The organism is Williamsia sp. Y712 (genome assembly GCF_059445525.1).
The window spans coordinates 2523614-2541874 of the sequence record NZ_JCAIUN010000001.1 but is presented as its reverse complement, the minus strand read 5'-3'; the positions used below and the strand labels follow the sequence as shown (position 1 = coordinate 2541874).

17 protein-coding genes are annotated in these 18261 nt (G+C 64.5%); 3 read left to right on the top strand and 14 right to left on the bottom strand.

Annotated features, from left to right (window positions below):
- Nucleotides 1–80 precede the first annotated feature (80 nt).
- Nucleotides 81–2111: a M3 family metallopeptidase gene (locus AC1D75_RS11605; RefSeq protein ID WP_495515355.1), complete on the bottom strand. Its 2031-nt coding sequence runs from the start codon at nucleotides 2109–2111 to the stop codon at nucleotides 81–83.
- Nucleotides 2112–2147: 36 nt separating this feature from the next.
- A complete protein-coding gene (lepA, locus tag AC1D75_RS11600; protein ID WP_495515354.1) occupies nucleotides 2148–3998 on the bottom strand; it encodes a translation elongation factor 4 in 1851 nt (616 codons plus the stop codon).
- Between the two features lie 130 nt (nucleotides 3999–4128).
- Here lepA and AC1D75_RS11595 point away from each other — a divergent pair, with 130 nt between their 5' ends.
- Both AC1D75_RS11595 and AC1D75_RS11590 read left to right on the top strand, forming a co-directional pair.
- Nucleotides 4129–4779, top strand: a complete 651-nt coding sequence (locus tag AC1D75_RS11595) for an alpha/beta hydrolase family protein (protein WP_495515353.1) — start codon at nucleotides 4129–4131, stop codon at nucleotides 4777–4779.
- 9 nt (nucleotides 4780–4788) lie between these two features.
- Complete coding sequence (locus AC1D75_RS11590) at nucleotides 4789–5325, top strand: type II toxin-antitoxin system PemK/MazF family toxin (RefSeq protein ID WP_495515352.1); 537 nt, start codon at nucleotides 4789–4791, stop codon at nucleotides 5323–5325.
- Between the two features lie 109 nt (nucleotides 5326–5434).
- On the opposite strand, the gene AC1D75_RS11585 is transcribed toward AC1D75_RS11590, so the two are convergent.
- The 3 genes from AC1D75_RS11585 to AC1D75_RS11575 are packed head-to-tail and all read right to left on the bottom strand — an operon-like array spanning nucleotide 5435 to nucleotide 9083.
- Complete coding sequence (locus tag AC1D75_RS11585) at nucleotides 5435–6283, bottom strand: transglutaminase family protein (protein WP_495515351.1); 849 nt, start codon at nucleotides 6281–6283, stop codon at nucleotides 5435–5437.
- Nucleotides 6280–7260 carry an alpha-E domain-containing protein gene (locus tag AC1D75_RS11580; protein WP_495516055.1) on the bottom strand — a complete coding sequence of 327 codons (981 nt, stop codon included), beginning with the start codon at nucleotides 7258–7260 and terminating at the stop codon, nucleotides 6280–6282. Before AC1D75_RS11580 ends, AC1D75_RS11585 begins: the two co-directional genes overlap by 4 nt.
- Nucleotides 7260–9083 carry a circularly permuted type 2 ATP-grasp protein gene (locus AC1D75_RS11575; protein ID WP_495515350.1) on the bottom strand — a complete coding sequence of 608 codons (1824 nt, stop codon included), beginning with the start codon at nucleotides 9081–9083 and terminating at the stop codon, nucleotides 7260–7262. Before AC1D75_RS11575 ends, AC1D75_RS11580 begins: the two co-directional genes overlap by 1 nt.
- Nucleotides 9084–9252: 169 nt before the next feature.
- Between AC1D75_RS11575 and rpsT the strand changes: the two genes are divergently transcribed.
- Nucleotides 9253–9513, top strand: coding sequence for a 30S ribosomal protein S20 (rpsT, locus tag AC1D75_RS11570; protein ID WP_495515349.1), 261 nt, complete (start codon nucleotides 9253–9255; stop codon nucleotides 9511–9513).
- 188 nt (nucleotides 9514–9701) lie between these two features.
- Here rpsT and holA read toward each other — a convergent pair whose 3' ends face one another.
- The 9 genes from holA to AC1D75_RS11525 form a co-directional block, all read right to left on the bottom strand.
- Nucleotides 9702–10673, bottom strand: a complete 972-nt coding sequence (gene holA / locus AC1D75_RS11565) for a DNA polymerase III subunit delta (RefSeq protein WP_495515348.1) — start codon at nucleotides 10671–10673, stop codon at nucleotides 9702–9704.
- Between the two features lie 137 nt (nucleotides 10674–10810).
- Entirely contained in the window at nucleotides 10811–12223 is a 1413-nt protein-coding gene (locus AC1D75_RS11560) for a ComEC/Rec2 family competence protein (protein ID WP_495515347.1), read from the bottom strand.
- Nucleotides 12220–13230 carry a ComEA family DNA-binding protein gene (locus tag AC1D75_RS11555; protein ID WP_495515346.1) on the bottom strand — a complete coding sequence of 337 codons (1011 nt, stop codon included), beginning with the start codon at nucleotides 13228–13230 and terminating at the stop codon, nucleotides 12220–12222. The genes AC1D75_RS11560 and AC1D75_RS11555 overlap by 4 nt, the downstream gene beginning before the upstream one ends.
- 188 nt (nucleotides 13231–13418) lie before the next feature.
- Nucleotides 13419–14267, bottom strand: a complete 849-nt coding sequence (locus AC1D75_RS11550; protein WP_495515345.1) for a DegV family protein — start codon at nucleotides 14265–14267, stop codon at nucleotides 13419–13421.
- On the bottom strand, nucleotides 14264–15046 hold the full coding sequence (octT, locus tag AC1D75_RS11545) for a diglucosylglycerate octanoyltransferase (protein WP_495515344.1): 783 nt from the start codon (nucleotides 15044–15046) through the stop codon (nucleotides 14264–14266). Before octT ends, AC1D75_RS11550 begins: the two co-directional genes overlap by 4 nt.
- A 10-nt stretch (nucleotides 15047–15056) precedes the next feature.
- Nucleotides 15057–15773: a histidine phosphatase family protein gene (locus AC1D75_RS11540; protein ID WP_495515343.1), complete on the bottom strand. Its 717-nt coding sequence runs from the start codon at nucleotides 15771–15773 to the stop codon at nucleotides 15057–15059.
- A complete protein-coding gene (rsfS, locus tag AC1D75_RS11535) occupies nucleotides 15766–16185 on the bottom strand; it encodes a ribosome silencing factor (RefSeq protein ID WP_495515342.1) in 420 nt (139 codons plus the stop codon). Before rsfS ends, AC1D75_RS11540 begins: the two co-directional genes overlap by 8 nt.
- The gene (gene nadD, locus AC1D75_RS11530; protein ID WP_495515341.1) at nucleotides 16182–16838 is read right to left on the bottom strand and encodes a nicotinate-nucleotide adenylyltransferase; all 657 of its coding nucleotides are present in this window, start codon (nucleotides 16836–16838) and stop codon (nucleotides 16182–16184) included. Before nadD ends, rsfS begins: the two co-directional genes overlap by 4 nt.
- Nucleotides 16839–16861: 23 nt before the next feature.
- Nucleotides 16862–18259, bottom strand: a complete 1398-nt coding sequence (locus AC1D75_RS11525) for a vWA domain-containing protein (RefSeq protein WP_495515340.1) — start codon at nucleotides 18257–18259, stop codon at nucleotides 16862–16864.
- Nucleotides 18260–18261 lie beyond the last annotated feature (2 nt).

The window sequence follows — 18261 nt, the reverse complement described above, 5'->3', positions numbered from 1 at the left end:
CCAAACGCTCCGGTTATACGAAGACGCTCCACATATTTGTGGAGCGTCTTCGTAATTGTGGAGCGTTTGGGTGGTCGGGGTCAGGTCGGGAGGAGTCCCCGGCGACGCAGGAGCGGGTCGATCTCGGCGGGACGGCCCAGGAGTTCTTGGTGCGCCGTGATCGGATCGGTGCTGTCGCCACGGGACAACGTGGTTGCCACGAAGCCGGCACCGCGTTCCGCGGAGAGTCCACCGCCGTCGAGGAACCACTGCTCGGTCTCGGCGTCGAGGACCTCGGACCAGATGTAGGAGTAATACCCGGCCGAGTAGCCGCCACCGAAGATGTGGTTGAAGTACGAGCTGCGGTACCGCGGCGGGATCAGGTCGGACGACGCACCGGCCTTCACCAATGCGGCCTTCTCGAAGGTCTCCACATCGGTGATCTCATCGTCGATGGTGACCCGATGCCAGGCCATGTCCAAGACAGCGGCGGCCAGGTATTCGATTGTGCCGTGCACTGATTCGACGTCGGCATCGGCGCGGGCCGCATCCGCCAGCTCGGGTGGAATCGGCGCACCGGTCTTGTGGTGCGTCGCGTAGTTGTCGAGCACCTTCGGGTGCAGGGCCCACATCTCGTTGACCTGCGATGGGAACTCGACGAAGTCCCTTGGCACCGACGTCCCCGACTGCGACGGGTACCTGACCGCCGACAGCAGCCCGTGCAGGGCATGGCCGAACTCGTGGAACAACGTTGTCAGCTGATCCATCGTCAGCAGACATGGTTGTCCCTCTTCAGGTTTGGTGAGGTTGAGGACATTGACCACCACCGGACGCTTGTCGAGCAGGTAGCTCTGGTCGACAAAGTTGTTCATCCACGCCCCGCCGCGTTTGCTGGGCCGGGCGTAGAAGTCGCCGAGGAACAATCCGACCGACGTGTTCGCCCGGTCGAGTACCTCCCAGACGCGTACATCGGGATGGTAGACGGGCAGATTCGTCAGCTCCCGGAACGAAAGTCCGTAGAGCTGACCGGCCGCATAGAACACGCCTTTGGTCAGGACCGCGTCGAGTTCGAGGTAGTCGGAGAACGTGTCCAGCGGTACCGCGGACTTCTGCTGATCGGCCTTGGCCAACAGGTAGGTGAGGTCGGCCGCACCGATCTCCGTACCGTGCTCGGCGGACAGCTCGGTCAACTCACGTCCACCGGCCCGCATGGCCGATGCCACCAGGTCGGACAACAGGTCTTCGACCGCCTCCGGGCTGGGCGCGGTCTCCTCTGCGATCACGAACTCGGCATGATCTCGGTAGCCGAGCATCCGTGCGCGTTCGGCGCGCAACCTGACGATTTCGAGGACGAGGTCGCGGGTGTCGTTGGGCCCGCCAAGGGTGCCGCGCGTCACCGAGGCCTCGAACACCCGGCGCCGGGTTTCCGAATCCTCAAGTGAGGCAACCGTCGACTGGCTCGTCGGCAACTCGATGGCGAGCAGGTAGCCCGACGGATTGCCTGCGTCCTTCGCTGCCCGACGAGCCGCCGCGATCTGCCCATCGGACAGACCCGCAAGTTTGTCCTCGGTGTCGACGAAGACCGCGGCCTCGTTGCTGCCCTCGAGGACACGTTGCCCGAACTCTGTGGTCAGGGTGGCCAGACGCTCCGAGATCTCGCGCATCCGCGGCTGCTGGTCGACGTCGAGTCCGGCGCCTGCCCTGATCGCCTCCCGATGGCGTTTCTCGAGCAACCGCATCGACGGTTCGTCCAGATCGAGACTCTTCCGGGTCTCGAACAGCTGGTTGATCCGCGCGAACAATCCGGGGTTGAGCGCGATGGTGTTGGCGTGGGCCGTCAGCTTCGGCGCGAGCTCCGTGGAGATCGCATTGCGCTTGGGATTGGTATCGGCACCGGTGAGGTTGTAGAAGATCCCCGCCGCCCTGGCCAACGCCTGACCACTGCGTTCGAGCGCTTCCACCGTGTTGGCGAACGTCGGCTCGGCCTTCTGCCCGGCGATCTTCTCGACCTCACGCAGATGCTCGGCCATCGCCTCATCGAAAGCAGGCAGAAAATCGTCGTCGCTGATCGATGGGAAGTCGGGCAAGCCGTGCAGGTGCACACTGGGAATCAGGACAGGGTTGGATGCCATGGACCGATCGTAGTGTCGCGCGCCCGAAGTCTCCTGCTACTTGCCCTTCTTGTCGCTCGGGTCATCCGATGACAGCGCCGCCACGAACGCCTCCTGCGGAACCTCGACGCGACCGATCGTCTTCATCCGCTTCTTGCCCTCTTTTTGCTTCTCGAGGAGCTTGCGTTTACGACTGATGTCACCGCCGTAGCACTTGGCGAGCACGTCCTTGCGGATGGCCCGAATGTTCTCGCGGGCAATGATCTTCGACCCGATGGCGGCCTGGATCGGCACCTCGAACTGCTGACGCGGGATCAGCTCTTTGAGCTTGGTCGTCATCTTGGTGGCGTAGGCCATGGCGCCGTCCTTGTGGACAATCGCACTGAACGCGTCGACCGCCTCACCCTGCAACAAGATGTCGACCTTGACCAGCTGCGAGATCTGCTCGCCGGACTCCTCGTAATCAAGACTGGCGTAGCCGCGGGTCCGCGACTTGAGCAAATCGAAGAAGTCGAAGATGATCTCCGCCATCGGCAGCGTGTAACGGAGTTCGACCCGGGTCTCCGACAGATAGTCCATACCGCCGAGCTCACCGCGCCGTGACTGGCACAGCTCCATGATCGAACCGACGAACTCACTGGGCGAGATGATCGTGGTTTTCACGACCGGCTCGTAGATGTTGCGGGCCTTGCCATCTGGCCAGTCGGACGGGTTGGTGACGACGTGCTCGGTGCCATCTTCCATCTCGACGCGGTAGACCACGTTGGGCGCGGTGGAGATCAGGTTGAGGCCGAACTCGCGCTCGAGGCGCTCACGGCTGATCTCCATGTGGAGGAGCCCCAGGAAGCCGCAGCGGAATCCGAAGCCCAGTGCCACCGAGGTCTCCGGCTCGTAGGCCAAAGCGGCATCGTTGAGCTGCAGTTTGTCCAGTGCTTCACGCAGGACCGGATAGTCCGACCCGTCCACCGGATAGAGCCCCGAGTAGACCATCGGTCGCGGTTCGCGATAGCCGGTGAGCGGCTCGGTCGCACCGTTGCGCGCCAAGGTGATCGTGTCACCGACCTTCGACTGACGGACATCTTTCACACCGGTGATGAGGTAGCCGACCTCACCGACGCCAAGACCCTTCGAGGGTTTCGGGTCAGGCGAGACGATGCCGACCTCGAGCAGCTCGTGGGTGGTCCCGGTGGACATCATCTTGATCTTCTCGCGGGGAACGACCCTCCCGTCGACCACACGTACGTAGGTCACCACACCGCGATAGGTGTCGTAGACGGAGTCGAAGATCATCGCGCGGGCCGGGGCATCCGGGTCACCGACCGGCGCCGGGATCAGCTTCACAACCTCGTCGAGCAACTCGGTGACACCGACACCGGTCTTGCCCGAGACCCGCAGCACATCGTCGGGCTCACAGCCGATGATGTGCGCGATCTCCGCGGCGTACCGGTCGGGGTCGGCGGCAGGCAGGTCGATCTTGTTGAGCACCGGGATGATGGTCAGGTCTTTGTCGAGCGCCAGGTACAGGTTGGCAAGCGTCTGCGCCTCGATGCCCTGGGCCGCATCCACCAACAGCACCGCACCTTCGCACGCCTCCAGCGCCCGCGACACCTCATAGGTGAAGTCGACGTGACCGGGGGTGTCGATCAGGTGCATCACATAGTCGGTGCCGTCGACGTTCCACGGCAGCCGCACGTTCTGCGCCTTGATGGTGATGCCGCGTTCCCGCTCGATGTCCATCCGGTCGAGGTACTGCGCGCGCATATCGCGGCCGTCGACAACTCCGGTGACCTGCAACATCCGGTCAGCAAGCGTCGACTTGCCGTGGTCGATGTGCGCGATGATGCAGAAGTTCCTGATCTTGGCCGGATCAGTGAACGTGGTGTCGGAAAGCCTGGGAATTGAACTCACTCCTTGGGTGACGCGGGTGATGCTGGTCGAGCTCGCCCCGGCGTCTTGGCGCCGCGCGTGACCTCCAGTTTCTCATGGCCGGGCCGCGGTGTCGGCATTCGGTGCGCTACGCAGCGGCTAGCGTGAGTTCATGACTGTCATCGACTGGGATTCCGACGGTGTGGTCGGGGCCCTGCACCGCCCCTCTGGCACCGCGCTCGCGGTGGTGGTTCTCGCGCACGGCGCCGGTGGGAACCACAATTCTCCGATGCTGCGCGCGATGGCAGAACTGCTCTGCGAGCGTGATGTCGCGGTGGCCCGGATCGACCTTCCTTACCGGCAGAAGCGACCCAAGGGTCCACCGAGTCCGTCCGGGGCTGCGGCCGACCGAGCCGGGATCGTTGCCGCGTGTGCCGCGTTTCGAAGCGAATCGACCGGACCGCTACTCGTCGGCGGCCATTCCTACGGCGGACGACAGGCCTCGATGGTCGTTGCCGACGACCCTTCCGTCGCCGACGGGCTGGTGCTGACGTCCTATCCCCTGCATCCGCCGGGCAAACCCGAGCGACTGCGCACCGAACACCTGCCATCGATCACTCGGCCGGTCCTGGTGGTCCACGGCTCCAGCGACCCCTTTGCCACCACCGACGAGCTCACCACCGCGCTCGATCTGGTCCCGGCTCCCACCCGGCTCATCGACCTTCCAAAGGTCGGGCACGACCTCAAGCCGGACCGCTCGGGCGCACCCCGGCTCGCCGCCGATGCGATATTCGAGTTCTTTGCGATCGCCGGCGGCCAATAGGCTGAGTCGATGGCAGGAAAATTCAGCCGACTGGCGATGTCGCTGGTCCGGCAACACGGCCCGAGGCTGTTGCGTGAACTGACCAAGTCGTCGGGCAAGAAGCCCTCGCCTGCGCCGAAGTCAGCGACAAGGCCCGGCACCAGATCCGGACCGACTCCCACCCGTCCCACCGGAGCGCGCGCCCGGAAACTCGAGTACTCCCCCGAGGCCGACGGCAACGCCGATCCCGGCGAAATCGTCTGGACGTGGGTCGAATTCGAAGACGATCCCACGCAGGGCAAGGACCGCCCCGTGTTGGTCGTCGGCCGCGACGACAACACCTTGCTCGGGCTGATGCTCTCGAGCCAGCAACATCGTCGCGACGACCGGGACTGGATCAGTATCGGCACCGGGTCGTGGGACAGGGAGAACCGGGAAAGCTTCATCCGGCTCGACCGAGTCCTCGACATAGCCGAGAACGGGATACGCCGCGAAGGCGCCATCGTGCCGCGCGCGCAGTTCGATCAGGTGGCCGCGGTCCTGCGCAGCAGATACGGCTGGCACTGACAGCGAACCTGACGACAAACGGCCCTGAAAACTGTGAAATAGGCAGGCGCCGAGGGCTATATGCCCCCGGACCCCCGCCATATGACAGTTTTCAGGGCCTATCGGTTGGTCAGGCCAACCGGGTGATCTCGACCTTCACTTCGAGGTCCTTGGCGCCGGCCCCGGTGTAGATGCCCTTGAGCGGTGTCACGTCGGAGTAGTCGCGGCCGACACCCACCGACACGTGTCGCTCGGTGATCGTCACGTCGTTGGTCGGGTCGTAGCCCCACCATCGGCCGGTCCAGGATTCGATCCACGCGTGAGACTGGCCTTCGACGGTCCGGTTGATGGTCGCCTTCCGGTTCGGATGCAGGTACCCGGACACGTAGCGCGACGGAATACCCAAGCTGCGCAGCATCACCAGGCACAAATGCGCGTAGTCCTGGCAGACGCCCTTCTTTTCCTTCCAGGCGTCGACGGCCGAGGTGTGCACGCCGGTGGTCCCCGGCACATACTCCATCTCCGCGTTGACCCACTGGCAGACCGCGAGGACCGCTTCCTGTGGGGTCATCCCCTTGGTCAAACGCTTTGCGACCTGCGCCAACTGACGACTGGCCGGCACATAGCCGGTATTGCTGAGCACCTCGTCATACCGGTCGACAACGCTGTACGAGTGCAGGTCGTCCCAGCCGAGTTGCTCTTCCTCACTGGGCATTTCGTCGGGTTCGGTCTCGACCACCGACATCCCCGAGACCTCCAACTCCTCGTGCGGGGCATGCAGATCGAACGCCGTCACCGCGGTACCCCAGTAGTCGGTGTAGCGGTAGGAACGAGTGGCCGGAATGGTCTCGACGCGGTTGATGATCACGTTCTGGCGAGTATCGCTTCGAGGCGTGAGCCGAGCCTCGTTGTACGACGACGTGACCGGGGCGTTGTAGGCAAAACCCGTCGAATGCACAACCCGCAGGCGCCAGCTCACAGTTCACTCTCCTCGATGAAGCGATCAACAGAATCGCTGGCCGAAACCCCGGCCCACGCGACGTAGGGCGACACGTGGAAGTACTGCGCCGTCACGGCCTCACTCACTTCCCGGCAGGTCTCTTGCAGTTCCACCAGTCGAGGTTGCAGGTCCTGCAACAAGATTCCCGGCTGCATGAACTCCAGTCCGCTCCGCGCACGGCCCAGGAGTCGTTGCGCCTCGGCGCGGGCCCCGACGCGGCTGGGACGATTGTCGAGTTCGAGCAACTGCTGCTCCGCGAGACTGATGGCGTGGAACACCGATCGCGGGAACAGTCGGTCGAGCAACATGAACTCGACAACCCGGGTCGCGTCGAGGGCACCGCGGTAGGTCCGCAGATACGTGTCATGTGCACCCGCAGAACGTAATACGGTGACCCACGCCGGTGAACCCGAGCGATCCCCGGCTCGCGACAACAGCATTCGCACGGTCATGTCGACCCGCTCCACCGAACGTCCGAGCAGCAGGTAGCGATATCCGTCGTCGTGACTCAGGGTGGCGTCGGCCAGACCGGCGAACATCGCGGCCCGGTTCTTCACATACGAGAGGAACTCATACGGGCCCAGTTTCCGTGCGACCCGCTCGGCATCACCGAGTCCGTTGTACGTGGTGTTGAGACATTCCCACATCTCACTGGAAGTGACTTCCCTTGCACCCCGGGCATTCTCACGAGCATGCCCGACACTGTCGACGATCGAACCGGGCAGCGTCTTCGAGTACGCGACCCGCTCGGTCAGCGACCACGCGTCCAGCGGCTCGTTTTTCGGAGGCAACTCCATACCGAGGACCTCCAGCACCAGCCGACAACGGGCATCGGGGTCGACGGTGGTGTCCTCGAGAAGCTGATGTACCGCCACGTCAAGGATTCGGGCGATGTCATCAGCGCGTTCGACATAGCGACCGATCCAGTAGAGCGACTCGGCATTTCGAGCGAGCATCATCGGCGGTCACCACCCGATCGCTGCGCCTGCTGCTGATGTTGCTGCTGTTGCTGTTGCTGTTGCTGTTGCTGTTGTTCTTGCTGCGACGCGATATCCGGACCCTGTTCGGTGGGTGTGCTCTGCGCGGCGATCCCCGAGCGGCTGACCAATTCGTCGCCTGCGAGTTCACGCTCTTCGGCAGAGGTACGTGAGGCGAGCACCCAGGTGTCTTTCGACCCGCCGCCCTGGCTGGAGTTGACCACCAGCGAGCCCTCCGGCAAGGCGACCCGGGTCAGCCCACCGGGCAGCACCCATACCGATTCGCCGTCGTTCACCGCGAACGGACGCAGATCCACATGCCTGGGCGCCAACTGTCCCCCGATCTTGGTCGGCACGGTCGAGAGCTGAACAACCGGCTGCGCGATCCAGCCACGCGGATCCTGACGCACCTTGCGGGCCAACACATTCAGCTCATCCGCTGTGGCATCCGGTCCGAACACGATCCCGTAACCACCCGATCCTTCGACAGGTTTGACCACGAGTTCGTCGATCCGGTCGAGGACCTCTTCGCACTCGTCTTCGAGCCAGCAACGCAATGTGTCGACGTTGCCCAGGCTCGGCTTCTCGCCCAGGTAATACTCGATGATCTCCGGCACGTAGGTGTAGGTCAGCTTGTCGTCACCCACTCCGTTGCCGACTGCGCTGGAGATGACGACGTTGCCTGCCCGCGCAGCGTTCAACAACCCGGCCACACCGAGCATCGAATCGGGGCGGAACTGCATGGGGTCGAGGAAGTCGTCGTCGATGCGGCGATAGATGACATCCACCCGCTGCTCACCTTCGGTGGTGCGCATGTAGACAACGTTGTCGCGGCAGAACAGGTCTCGTCCTTCGACGAGCTCGACACCCATCTGGCGAGCGAGCAACGAGTGCTCGAAGTAGGCCGAGTTGGCCACACCCGGGGTCAGGACCACAACATTCGGATCGGCCTCATTGAACGCCGCCGATGCCCGCAGGGCCCGCAGCAGGTGCGACGAATAGTCGCCGACCGCGCGCACTCGATGGGACGCGAACAGGTCCGGGAAGACCCGTGCCATCGTGCGCCGGTTCTCCATCACATATGACACACCCGACGGTGACCGCAGGTTGTCCTCGAGCACACGGAAGTCACCGTGCTCGTCGCGGATCAGATCGATGCCGGCCACATGGATCCGCACCCCGTTGGGTGGGCGGATGCCCATGGCCTGGCGATGAAAGTGCTCGCAGGAGGTGATGAGCCTTTTCGGCACCACCCCGTCGCGCAGGATGACCTGGTCGCCGTAGATGTCGTCGAGGAACATCTCCAGTGCCTTCACGCGTTGCGTGATGCCGCGCTCGAGCTTTGCCCACTCACCGGCGGAGATGACCCTGGGAACAACGTCGAGTGGGAAGGGACGTTCCTGACCCGAGTGCGAGAACGTGATGCCCTGGTCGATGAATGCCCTGCCGAGCGCGTCGACCCGGGCCTCCAGATCAGCGCCGTCATAGCTGCCGAGCGCCTTGTGAATGCCCTTGTAAGCGCCACGGACCTCGGTGCTGTCATAGCCGTCGAACATCTCGTCGAAGGCCGCGCTGTATGGGCCTGCCTCATATCCGTCGAAGATCCCGGCCGCGTCGTTTGCCGACTTTGTCGTCGTGCCGGAGGCGGATTTCTTCGCAGGCGCCTTGTCACGCGCCGTGGTTGTGCCCGCCACCTTCGCGGCCTTCTTCTTGACTGTTGGAGTGTCCCCCGCCGTTGGCTTGGCTCCGTTTCCCCGAGATGCTCCCGCACGCTTCGAACCTGCTGCTGTTGCCGCCGTCATCTGACATATGGTGCCGTAAGTGATCCATATCGGCTGAGCACGGCGCGGTATTGGCTGCGTCACTTTTGGCGGCCCGGTGGACAATTTGGGTCACAGTGACCCGGCTGGTAACGTGGCTCGCTGGTGCTGACACCGAAACGACCATCTTTGAGCTAAGGAAAATACACGCGTGGCAAACATCAAGTCTCAGATCAAGCGGAACAAGACCAACGAAGCTGCACGACTGCGTAACCAGTCGACCAAGTCGGCCTTGCGTACCGCGATCCGTTCATTCCGCGAGGCCGTTGCGTCCGGCGAGAAGGACAAGGCTTCCGAACTCCTGGTTGCCACCGGCAAGAAGCTGGACAAGGCTGCCACCAAGGGCGTCATCCACACGAACCAGGCCGCCAACAAGAAGTCGGCTATGGCATTGGCACTGAACAAGCTCTGATGTGCCCCGCCCTTAACCGGGCCCCATAACTTCAAGCTAGACGCGATCACCCTGACGGCTCCCACGCAGTCGTCGGGGTGTTTGTTGTATCCGGAAGTTGCATATCAGATGTCCTGCCATTCAGGGCCGCGGGTGGAGCGGCTCTGGCATGGAGGGTTTTGGCGTGGGGCTGCGTTGGGGAGGACGCGCTAGCGACGCGGCGACGGTCGCAGATCAGCGATCTGCGCCACGGCCCGTTGCAGACTGAAATCGGCGTCGGCAGCCTGACCTTTCACATCGCCGTTCAGTGTGGCGATCACTGACATTGCACGCGCGATCGACGGCGCATCCCATCCGATTGCCTGCGCCTGGACACGCTTGGCCCGGCCCTGCGTCATCCCCAACTCCGAGGCGATGGCATTCGGATTGGATTTACCCATCCCGTACACCCGCGCGATCCCGTGGATGGATTCACCGAGTGCATCGGCCACGAGCACGTGCGCAACGCCGTGATGGTGCGCCCACTGCAAGGCCTCCAGTGCTCCGGCCCGATCTCCGCCGACAGCAAGGTCTGCGACGTCGAAGCCCTTGATCTCCGGACGACCCGAGTAGTACCGCGTGATGGATTCGACGGTGACCTTGCCGCCGGTGTCGGCGACCAGCTGTGCACACGCCGCCGCCAGATCGCGCAGGTTGGCACGGACCGACTCGACGAGTTTGTCGACCACGTTGCGGTTGGCCTTCACACCGAGCCGCAGGAACTCGCTGCGCACGAACGTGCCCATCTCCCACGGCGGCAACTTGGCACATTCATGGATCTCAGCCCCGGCTTTGCGCAGCGCCGGAACCATCGACTTCGCGCGCCCACCACCGGAATGGCAGACGACGAGCGTGACACCGTCCGGCGGATTCTCACCCACCTCGGTGACCAGTTTCGCCGGCTCTTTCCCGGCCTCACCGGCAGCATCCAGGATGATGATCCGGTCTTCGGCAAACAGCGAAGGACTCAGCAGCTCAGCCAGTTCCGGAGCCGTCGCATCACCGGCCCGCAGCCGCGTGATCGGGATGTCCTCGGGGTTGTCGACCGTCGCACGGACTTCGGCTATCACCGCGGACGTCGCGCGTTCGGCAAGGAATTCGTCATCACCGAGGATCAGATGCACGCTGTTCACACTCCTCATCGTGCCAGACAGCTGCGACACCTCCCGACGTCCCGCCCCCGCGCATTGTTCTTGCTCCCGCGCGCAGTTCTCACGCCCGCGCGCTCTGCAGACCGCGCGGGCGTGAGCTTCGTGAGCGGGAGCCTGAAATGGGTTGATCACCACAGGGTCAACGTTGCAAACGGAACGCGGCTGAGGTTTTCGGCCACCGACACCATCCACCAGAGTTCGGGGCCGGTGAACCGGGCGAGGACCACCGCGACAGGCGGCCAGATCATCGCCGCCACCGCCGCGCAGGTACCGAGCACGGTGATCGGTGCCACCACCAGTGTCACCATGAGGTTGGCCACGATCGCAATCATGCTGATCTGTCCACTGATCAGCAGGACGGCCGGGGTGGTCACCACCTGCGCGACCACGGCCACCGCAAGCAGTTCGGCAACACCGACCGGAACATGATGATTCCGAAGCCATTGCGCAACAACAGGTGCAAGCACGATGAGCCCGGCAGTGGCGATCACCGACAGCAGGAAGCCCGGTTGCACCGCGAAGGCCGGCCAGATCATCAGCAGGGTCATGATCGCCGCACAGAGCGCTGGCATGGCCTGCGAGCGCCGGCGGATCAACAGCGCCGACAATCCCACGCCACCCATAAACGCCGCACGGACGACGCTCGGGCTCGGCCGGACCAAGATCACGAACACCACGATGGCAATCGCGGTCAGTGCCACCGCAAGACGCGGACCGGCACCGAGCCAACGCACCACCAGGAGCAGTGCCCCGATGATGATCGCAAAGTTGGCTCCGGACACAGCGGTCAGGTGAGTCAGCCCACAGGCCCGGAAACTGTCCTTCAGATCGTCGCTCAACGCCGAGGTGTCCCCCAGCACCAATCCCGGCAGCAGGCCTGACTCGGGCTCCCCCAGTGCCTGCGACGACACCTGTTGAAACTTGGCACGCACCGTACCCGCCCAACGCTGATGAGCCGGTGGGCCACGGACTTTCGTCGGCGCGCCGGCGGTGGTGAGTGTGGCGACGGTGAGATCCGGCCTGCGGGGCTCGGACACCGTGAACACCGCAGAGACCTGTTGCCCCGGCATCAATTCCAGCCACCCGTCGATCGGGGCCAGCACGGTGGCACCGACTCTCGGGACCGAACGACCACGCACATCCACCACCGTCACCGCCACCACCACCCTGTCGGTGCGCGCGATGATCTTCGGGTCGTCGGAGATACGCACCGTTGCGATTGCCTTGCTCCCCCGCACACCATGGTCCGCCAACGGATTCGACGCAATGTGATGCTGCCGGAGGACCATCGCCCATCCGAACCCCGCCAGAGTTCCGGCGAATCCGATCAGCAAGGGCAGCATCACCATTCGCGAGCCACGCATCATCGCGACGATCATCACGATCGTGCTCAGCGATGCCGTACCTGCCGCGGCGGCGGTGACCGGGATCGAACTGAGCACTCCCAGAGTCGAAATCAGCCAACTCCCGGCCGCGGCGGGCACCAACCGCATGTCGAGCCGGGCGCGTACCAGACCAGTCGACACCGCAGAAACTGTCACACCGTGACCTTGTCCCGGAGTTTCTCCAGACGACCGGGCCCGATCCCGTCGACCTCCGCCAATTGGTCAACGGAGGCGAAGTTGCCGTTGGCCTGCCGCCAAGAGATGATCGACGCCGCGGTCACCGGTCCCACGCCGGGCAAGGTGTCGAGCTCGACCTCGGTCGCCGTGTTGATATTGACCAGTCCCCCGGACGCAGGCGCGGTCCCGGTCGGCCCGGAACCGACTGGTGCAGGCGCCGCGGTCGTGGCACCGGCGCCCCCGGAACCATCGACCGGGATCACCGCGCTGCGCATCTGCACCCCACCCTCCGGATCGGCGAACCCGACCAGGATCTGATCGCCGTCGCGAAGCGGCTGGGCCATGTTCAGCGACAACAGATCCGCGCCGTTCTTCGCGCCGCCTGCTTTGCTGATGGCGTCGGCCACCCGAGATTGCGGAGCCAGACGGACCAGTCCTGGCCGTTGCACCAGACCCACCACACTGACCACGAGTTCGACTGGGGCCTGCGCACTCTCAGGAGCTGCCACACCTGCATTCGCACTGGCGGTCGGTGAGGACACCCCGGCCGTGGTGGGAAAGTTCACCGGAACCTGCGGACCCGTATCGCCACTGGCGAAGGCTGTGTACAGGGCAATGGCGGTGGCGCACAGCCCCACCGCAACCAACGCGATGGCAGCCGCCGGTGTCGAGCGCCACCGGCGTCTCAGCGGCCCCTCGGGGTCAGGGTCTTCCTCTGCCCACCGTGGCCGATACCCGTCATCGACCTCATCTGACTCGGCAGGATCAGCACGCTCAGGCTCGTACGACTGACTTCCATGCAACCACTGCGCCGACCCCAACCAGTCGGGCGCAGCGGGTTCAGACCGTGTCTCTTCAGACCGGGACGCATCGACCTGCGCCGGTGCGGGCTGTAGCGGTTCGAACTGCCCCCACGGTGGCTGAGGCGGTTCGGGTGGCGCCACGGGTGAATCCGGTCCCGTCAAGCGATCGAGATTGCTTCTCATGGCCGAACCGTAGGAAACCGGCCCGCCGGATCACCTCGACAGAGCTGCCCCGACGACGATCCTGTGGGCACAGCGGCGAACTGTGGACAACCTCGGCAACAGCCACCAGACGCTCCACCTATACGAAGACGCTCCACATATTTGTGGAGCGTCTTCGTAGAAGTGGAGCGTTTGCGGGATCGGGAAACTCAGGAGAGATCGATCGGGTCAAGGGATGTTGTCACCGCGATACCCACGGCCCCGCTGCCCACGTGCCGCGACAACACCGGACCGAAATCGGACTGCACCAGCGAGGTGATGGTCAGCTTGGACTGCAGCGCTTCGATGATCTGCGCCGCGAGATCCGGTGCCTCACAATGCTGTACACCGAGGGTCACCGGCCGCTGGTCGGCGATCTCGACGCCGGAATCGATGATCTTGGCGATGGCCTTGGACGTGGTCCGCTGCTTTTCCTTGAGGACCAACGTCCCGTCGACCACTCTCAGAATGGGCTTGATCGCGAGCGCCGAGGCAAACAATCTGGTGGTGGCGCCGATCCGTCCACTCGACCGCAGATTCTCCAACTGCTGCACACACAGCAGGCACTCTGTCGTCGACCCGACCCGGATCGCCGCTTCGTAGACGCGGTCCATGTCGGCACCGGCTTCGGCGTTCTGCGCCGCGGCAAGAGCCGAGAACCCGACCCCGAGCCCGACCGTCCGTGAGTCGACCACTCGGATGTGGCCCTGGAACTTCTCGGCAACCACGCGCGCCGAACCCCACGTCCCGCTGAACCGCCGGGACAGGTGGACCGCAACCACGCCGTCGCCATTGCTTTCATCGACGGCACGCGCGTACGCGGCCTCGAGGTCGGCAGGCGTCACACCCGAGGTGGTCGTCTGCGGGTTGTTGTAGATGTCCGGACCGATCTCGTCGACGTCTTCCCGCAGATCGAGATCCCCTGACAAGACATGCAACGGCACCTGTCTGATGCGGTACCGCTCACGCAGCGCATCCGGCAGGCGTGCCGACGAGTCGGTCACTATGACAACGCTCACAGGGACACGTTAGTCGTCGGTGCATCGGAAGTCGTGAGGGCGTCCGAAGTCGTAAGAGCGCCGGACACCGCGGTCCGAACAAGATCGGCCACCTCCCGGTGACAACCGAAGCCCCAGTGGATACCGTCGGGATTACCTTCGCCGCGGTCGAAATGCGCGCCGGTCGGCGGCATCAGATCAACGAGCGGAACATGCGCCGCCTGAGCCCACTTGGTCATCGCGGCCACCGTTTGTGGTCGCCCCTTGTGCACGTTGCCGTAGTAGGGACTGCGATGCGTCGACGGCAGGCAGGCCACCACCGGCAGGTCAGGCCGGATCGCGATCAGGGCCTCATGGATCTTGCCGAGGTAATCGGCAGTGAGCGCCGGCGGCAGTGCCAACGGCCAACCGGTCCGGGCCAACCGCGGCTGAAGCCACCCGTAGCCGTCACGGACATACTGCCGCAGCCGCGGCGGCCGCACGTAGCGGATCTGCTCGCGCAAAGCGGTCGGCAGCGGCGACGGGAGCGAATCCATCCCGCCGAAAGCAAAGACCACCGCGCTCGCCCTGGGGACCGCAGCCCAGATGTTCGGATCCTGGGTCAATGCCCACCAGACGTCGCGGCTGGTCCAACCGATCCGTCCGAACAGTTCGAGCTCCAAACCCAACTCCTGGGCGACCAAGGTCGGCCAGATCCGCGGATCGTTGGCGGGCAACCCGCCCTTGGGCCCGTAGTAGGCCAGCGAATCCGAGAGCACCAACAGACTGCCGCCCCCCGGCGGCGCGATGTCCGGGCTCATTGCAAGCGGCTCACTGGACAGCCAGATCGGAGACCTCGGCCGACGCATTCCACACGTCGAGCCGCCAGGTGGTGTCGTTGTCTTCACCGTGCCCGCTGAGCTGGACCCAACTGGTGTTGGCCAGTCCACCGAACACCGGCCAGTGGCTGATGGGCAGTCCGAGCAGCCCGGCGGTCAGGGCGGCGATCGCCCCACCGTGCGCCACCAGGACAACCGGTGCGTCAGCGTTGTCGCCGCGACCCCAATCACCAAGTCCGGCAACGAGTTCTTCCACCAGAGGCATGCTCCGGCGGGCCACGTCGACACGGCTCTCGCCGCCGGGTGGGGTCCAGGTGGCGTCGTCGCGCCAGATGCGGCGGGCACCGGGCAGCAGTGCGTCGACCTCGTGGTGGGTCAGCCCCTGCCACTCGCCGAGATGGGTTTCGCGCAGGCGCTTGTCCAGCCCGACCTCCAGACCCACCTGCTCAGCCAGAGCAGCCGCGGTGTCCCGCGCCCGCCGCAGGTCCGAGGAGATGATCAGCCGCGGTTCCCTGGCGGCGAGCACCTTCGCTGCCGCTGCAGCCTGGTGGACACCGAGCTCGGACAGATCGGTGTCGAGCTGTCCCTGCATCCGGCTTGTTGCGTTGTAGTCGGTCTGCCCGTGCCGAAGCAGCACGAGCCGACGCACGACCGGCGTCATCCGTTCGACGCTGGAGTCGTGTCCGTCCGGACGCAACAACTCATTCATTGTTCGAGCTTTCGGTGTCTTCGTCGTCACCGCCGGTCGCGATCACGGGGGTGTCGAGCCCGGGGATGTCGAGGACCGGGCAGTCCTTCCACAGACGTTCGAGGGCGTAGAACTCCCGCTCCTCTTCGTGCAGAACGTGGATGACCACGTCGATGTAGTCGAGCAGGGTCCAGCGCCCTTCACGGGTGCCCTCACGCCGGACCGGCTTGTGGCCGGCTTCGCGCAGTTTTTCCTCGACCTCGTCAACGATGGCGCTGACCTGTCGTTCATTGTCGGCCGATGCGATGACGAAACAGTCGGTGATGACCAACTGCTCGGAAACATCGAGAACGATCACATTGGCGGCCAGTTTGTCGGCGGCCGCATGGGCGGCGACGGTGGCCATGGCGACCGCCTCGGGTGACGCTGTCACAGAGTGCCTTTCGATTGGTAGAGCTTTCTCTTACTGATGTACTGCACCACTCCGTCCGGTACCAGGTACCAGACCGGCCGTCCGGCCGCCGCGCGTTCGCGGCAGTCCGTGGACGAAATCGCCAATGCCGGTATCTCCATCAGATGGAGGGTATCGGGAGGGAGCTTCTGCAGATGCCTGTCCAGATGTGCTGCGCCGAGTTCGTAGCCGGGACGGGAGACCCCGACAAAGCTCGACAACTCGAACAACACTTCCCAGTCCTGCCAAGACAAGATCGATGCCAGCGCGTCCGCACCCGTGATGAAGAACAACTCCGCGTCAGGGTTCATGCGGCGCAGATCACGCAACGTGTCGACCGTGTAGGTGTCACCTTCGCGGTCGAGATCCACCCGGCTGACCGAGAACCGTGGATTGGACGCGGTTGCGATCACGGTCATCAGGTAGCGGTCTTCGGGCGGGCTGACCCCGGCGTCGGCCTTGAACTTCTGCCAGGGCCGGCCGGTGGGGACAAAGATGACCTCATCGAGACCAAAGCGGTCCGCGACCTCGCTCGCAGCGACCAGGTGGCCGTTGTGAACGGGGTCGAAGGTGCCGCCCATGACACCGATCTTCCGACCTGTGGAGGCGCGGGAGTCAGGTGTCGTTTCGGGCATGAGGATTGAGTCTACTGATCAGCTCATACGGGCAGCAGGTTGGCGATCACCTTTGCCAGTTGAGAGGCGTTCCGGCATTCATGCATGTCAATCACATCGGAGTAGGTTCGGGCGATCGAGTCTCCTGAATCCCAGTTGACACCGGCCTCCGGATTGAGCCAATAGGCGTGCCTGGTGTGATCGACCATCTTGGTCAGCGCGTCGAGTTTCGGGTCGCGATAGTTGTTGCGGCCATCCCCCAGGACGAGCAGCGCACCGCGTCGCGTCAGTGCGTCCAGATGCTCGTCGGCGAAGCCTTCGAACGCGTGGCCGTAGTCGGAATGACCGTCGCGGGTGATCAGCCGGGCGTTCTTGACCATGTCGTGAATCGCCACGCCGACGTCGAGGTCGGGACCGTCGAAGAACTCGGTCACCTCATCCACGGTGTCTACGAACGCGAACACCCGGACCCTCGAAAACTGTTGCCGCAGTGCATAAACGAGCTGGAGGGTGAACTGGGAGAATCCGGCGACCGACCCCGACACATCGCAGAGCACCACCAGTTCGGGGCGGCCCGGACGCGGCTTGCGTCGCACCAGGTCGATCGGGACACCCCCGGTGGACATCGATGCGCGCAACGTTTTGCGGACGTCGATCGCGCCGCGGTGTGCCCGCCGCCTGCGGACCTCCAGCCGCGATGCGAGCAGTCGCGCCAATGGTGCGACGGTGCGACGGACCTCGGCGACCTCGGCCGCGCCTGCGGACAGGAAGTTGATGCGTTCGGGCAGGTTCGGGACGGCATACTGCGACACCCGTTCGCGTCCGTTGCGCTCGGCCATCCGGCGTTTTGTCTCGTTGTCGATCAACGTCCGGAACTGTTTCACCCGGTCGGCGGCGGCCTTACGAAAGACCGGATCTCTGCCGTCGGCCTCGGTGCCGCTTCCCGCGACGGCCATCGCCGCGGCGATCCGTGCGATCAGCGTCTGCGGATCAACCGCCGACATCGCCTGATAGGTGGAGTAGGCCGAATCCCGGGTCGCCTGATATTTGCCCATCTCCGCGACGATCATCGCCGCGAACCTGGCCAGCTCCGCTTCGGATTCCGGTGAGTCGTCGGCCAGGAGTTCGGCGAGGCGGTCCCGCACGGCCTCGGTGTTGATCTTGCCGTCGGCGTCCCGGGCGAACGCTTCGTCCAGGTCGCCGCTGCGGTCGCCGGCGCCGAGCGGGAACCAGAGGTCGAAGACCGAATCGAAGACCCTGCGGTGTCCGTTGTCGTGGAGCAGAGTGCAGGCCATCCCCTCCCGGAAGCTCTCACGGTCGAGGAGATCGAGGACCGCGGTTGCCTCCCCGGCATCGATCAGGTTCGCAGGCCCGACGACGATCCCGCGGGCCCGGAGGTCGTCGACGAACCCGGTGAGCTGGGTGATGAAGGGTGCAGTCACGG

What these genes read in the sequence shown, in the direction of transcription:
- AC1D75_RS11605 (WP_495515355.1), bottom strand. Translation starts at nt 2,111, where the DNA reads ATGGCATCCAACCCTGTCCTGATTCCCAGTGTGCACCTGCACGGCTTG.
- AC1D75_RS11595 (WP_495515353.1), top strand. Translation starts at nt 4,129, where the DNA reads ATGACTGTCATCGACTGGGATTCCGACGGTGTGGTCGGGGCCCTGCAC.
- AC1D75_RS11590 (WP_495515352.1), top strand. Translation starts at nt 4,789, where the DNA reads ATGGCAGGAAAATTCAGCCGACTGGCGATGTCGCTGGTCCGGCAACAC.
- AC1D75_RS11580 (WP_495516055.1), bottom strand. Translation starts at nt 7,260, where the DNA reads ATGCTCGCTCGAAATGCCGAGTCGCTCTACTGGATCGGTCGCTATGTC.
- AC1D75_RS11575 (WP_495515350.1), bottom strand. Translation starts at nt 9,083, where the DNA reads ATGACGGCGGCAACAGCAGCAGGTTCGAAGCGTGCGGGAGCATCTCGG.
- holA (WP_495515348.1), bottom strand. Translation starts at nt 10,673, where the DNA reads ATGAGGAGTGTGAACAGCGTGCATCTGATCCTCGGTGATGACGAATTC.
- AC1D75_RS11555 (WP_495515346.1), bottom strand. Translation starts at nt 13,230, where the DNA reads ATGAGAAGCAATCTCGATCGCTTGACGGGACCGGATTCACCCGTGGCG.
- octT (WP_495515344.1), bottom strand. Translation starts at nt 15,046, where the DNA reads ATGAGCCCGGACATCGCGCCGCCGGGGGGCGGCAGTCTGTTGGTGCTC.
- AC1D75_RS11540 (WP_495515343.1), bottom strand. Translation starts at nt 15,773, where the DNA reads ATGAATGAGTTGTTGCGTCCGGACGGACACGACTCCAGCGTCGAACGG.
- nadD (WP_495515341.1), bottom strand. Translation starts at nt 16,838, where the DNA reads ATGCCCGAAACGACACCTGACTCCCGCGCCTCCACAGGTCGGAAGATC.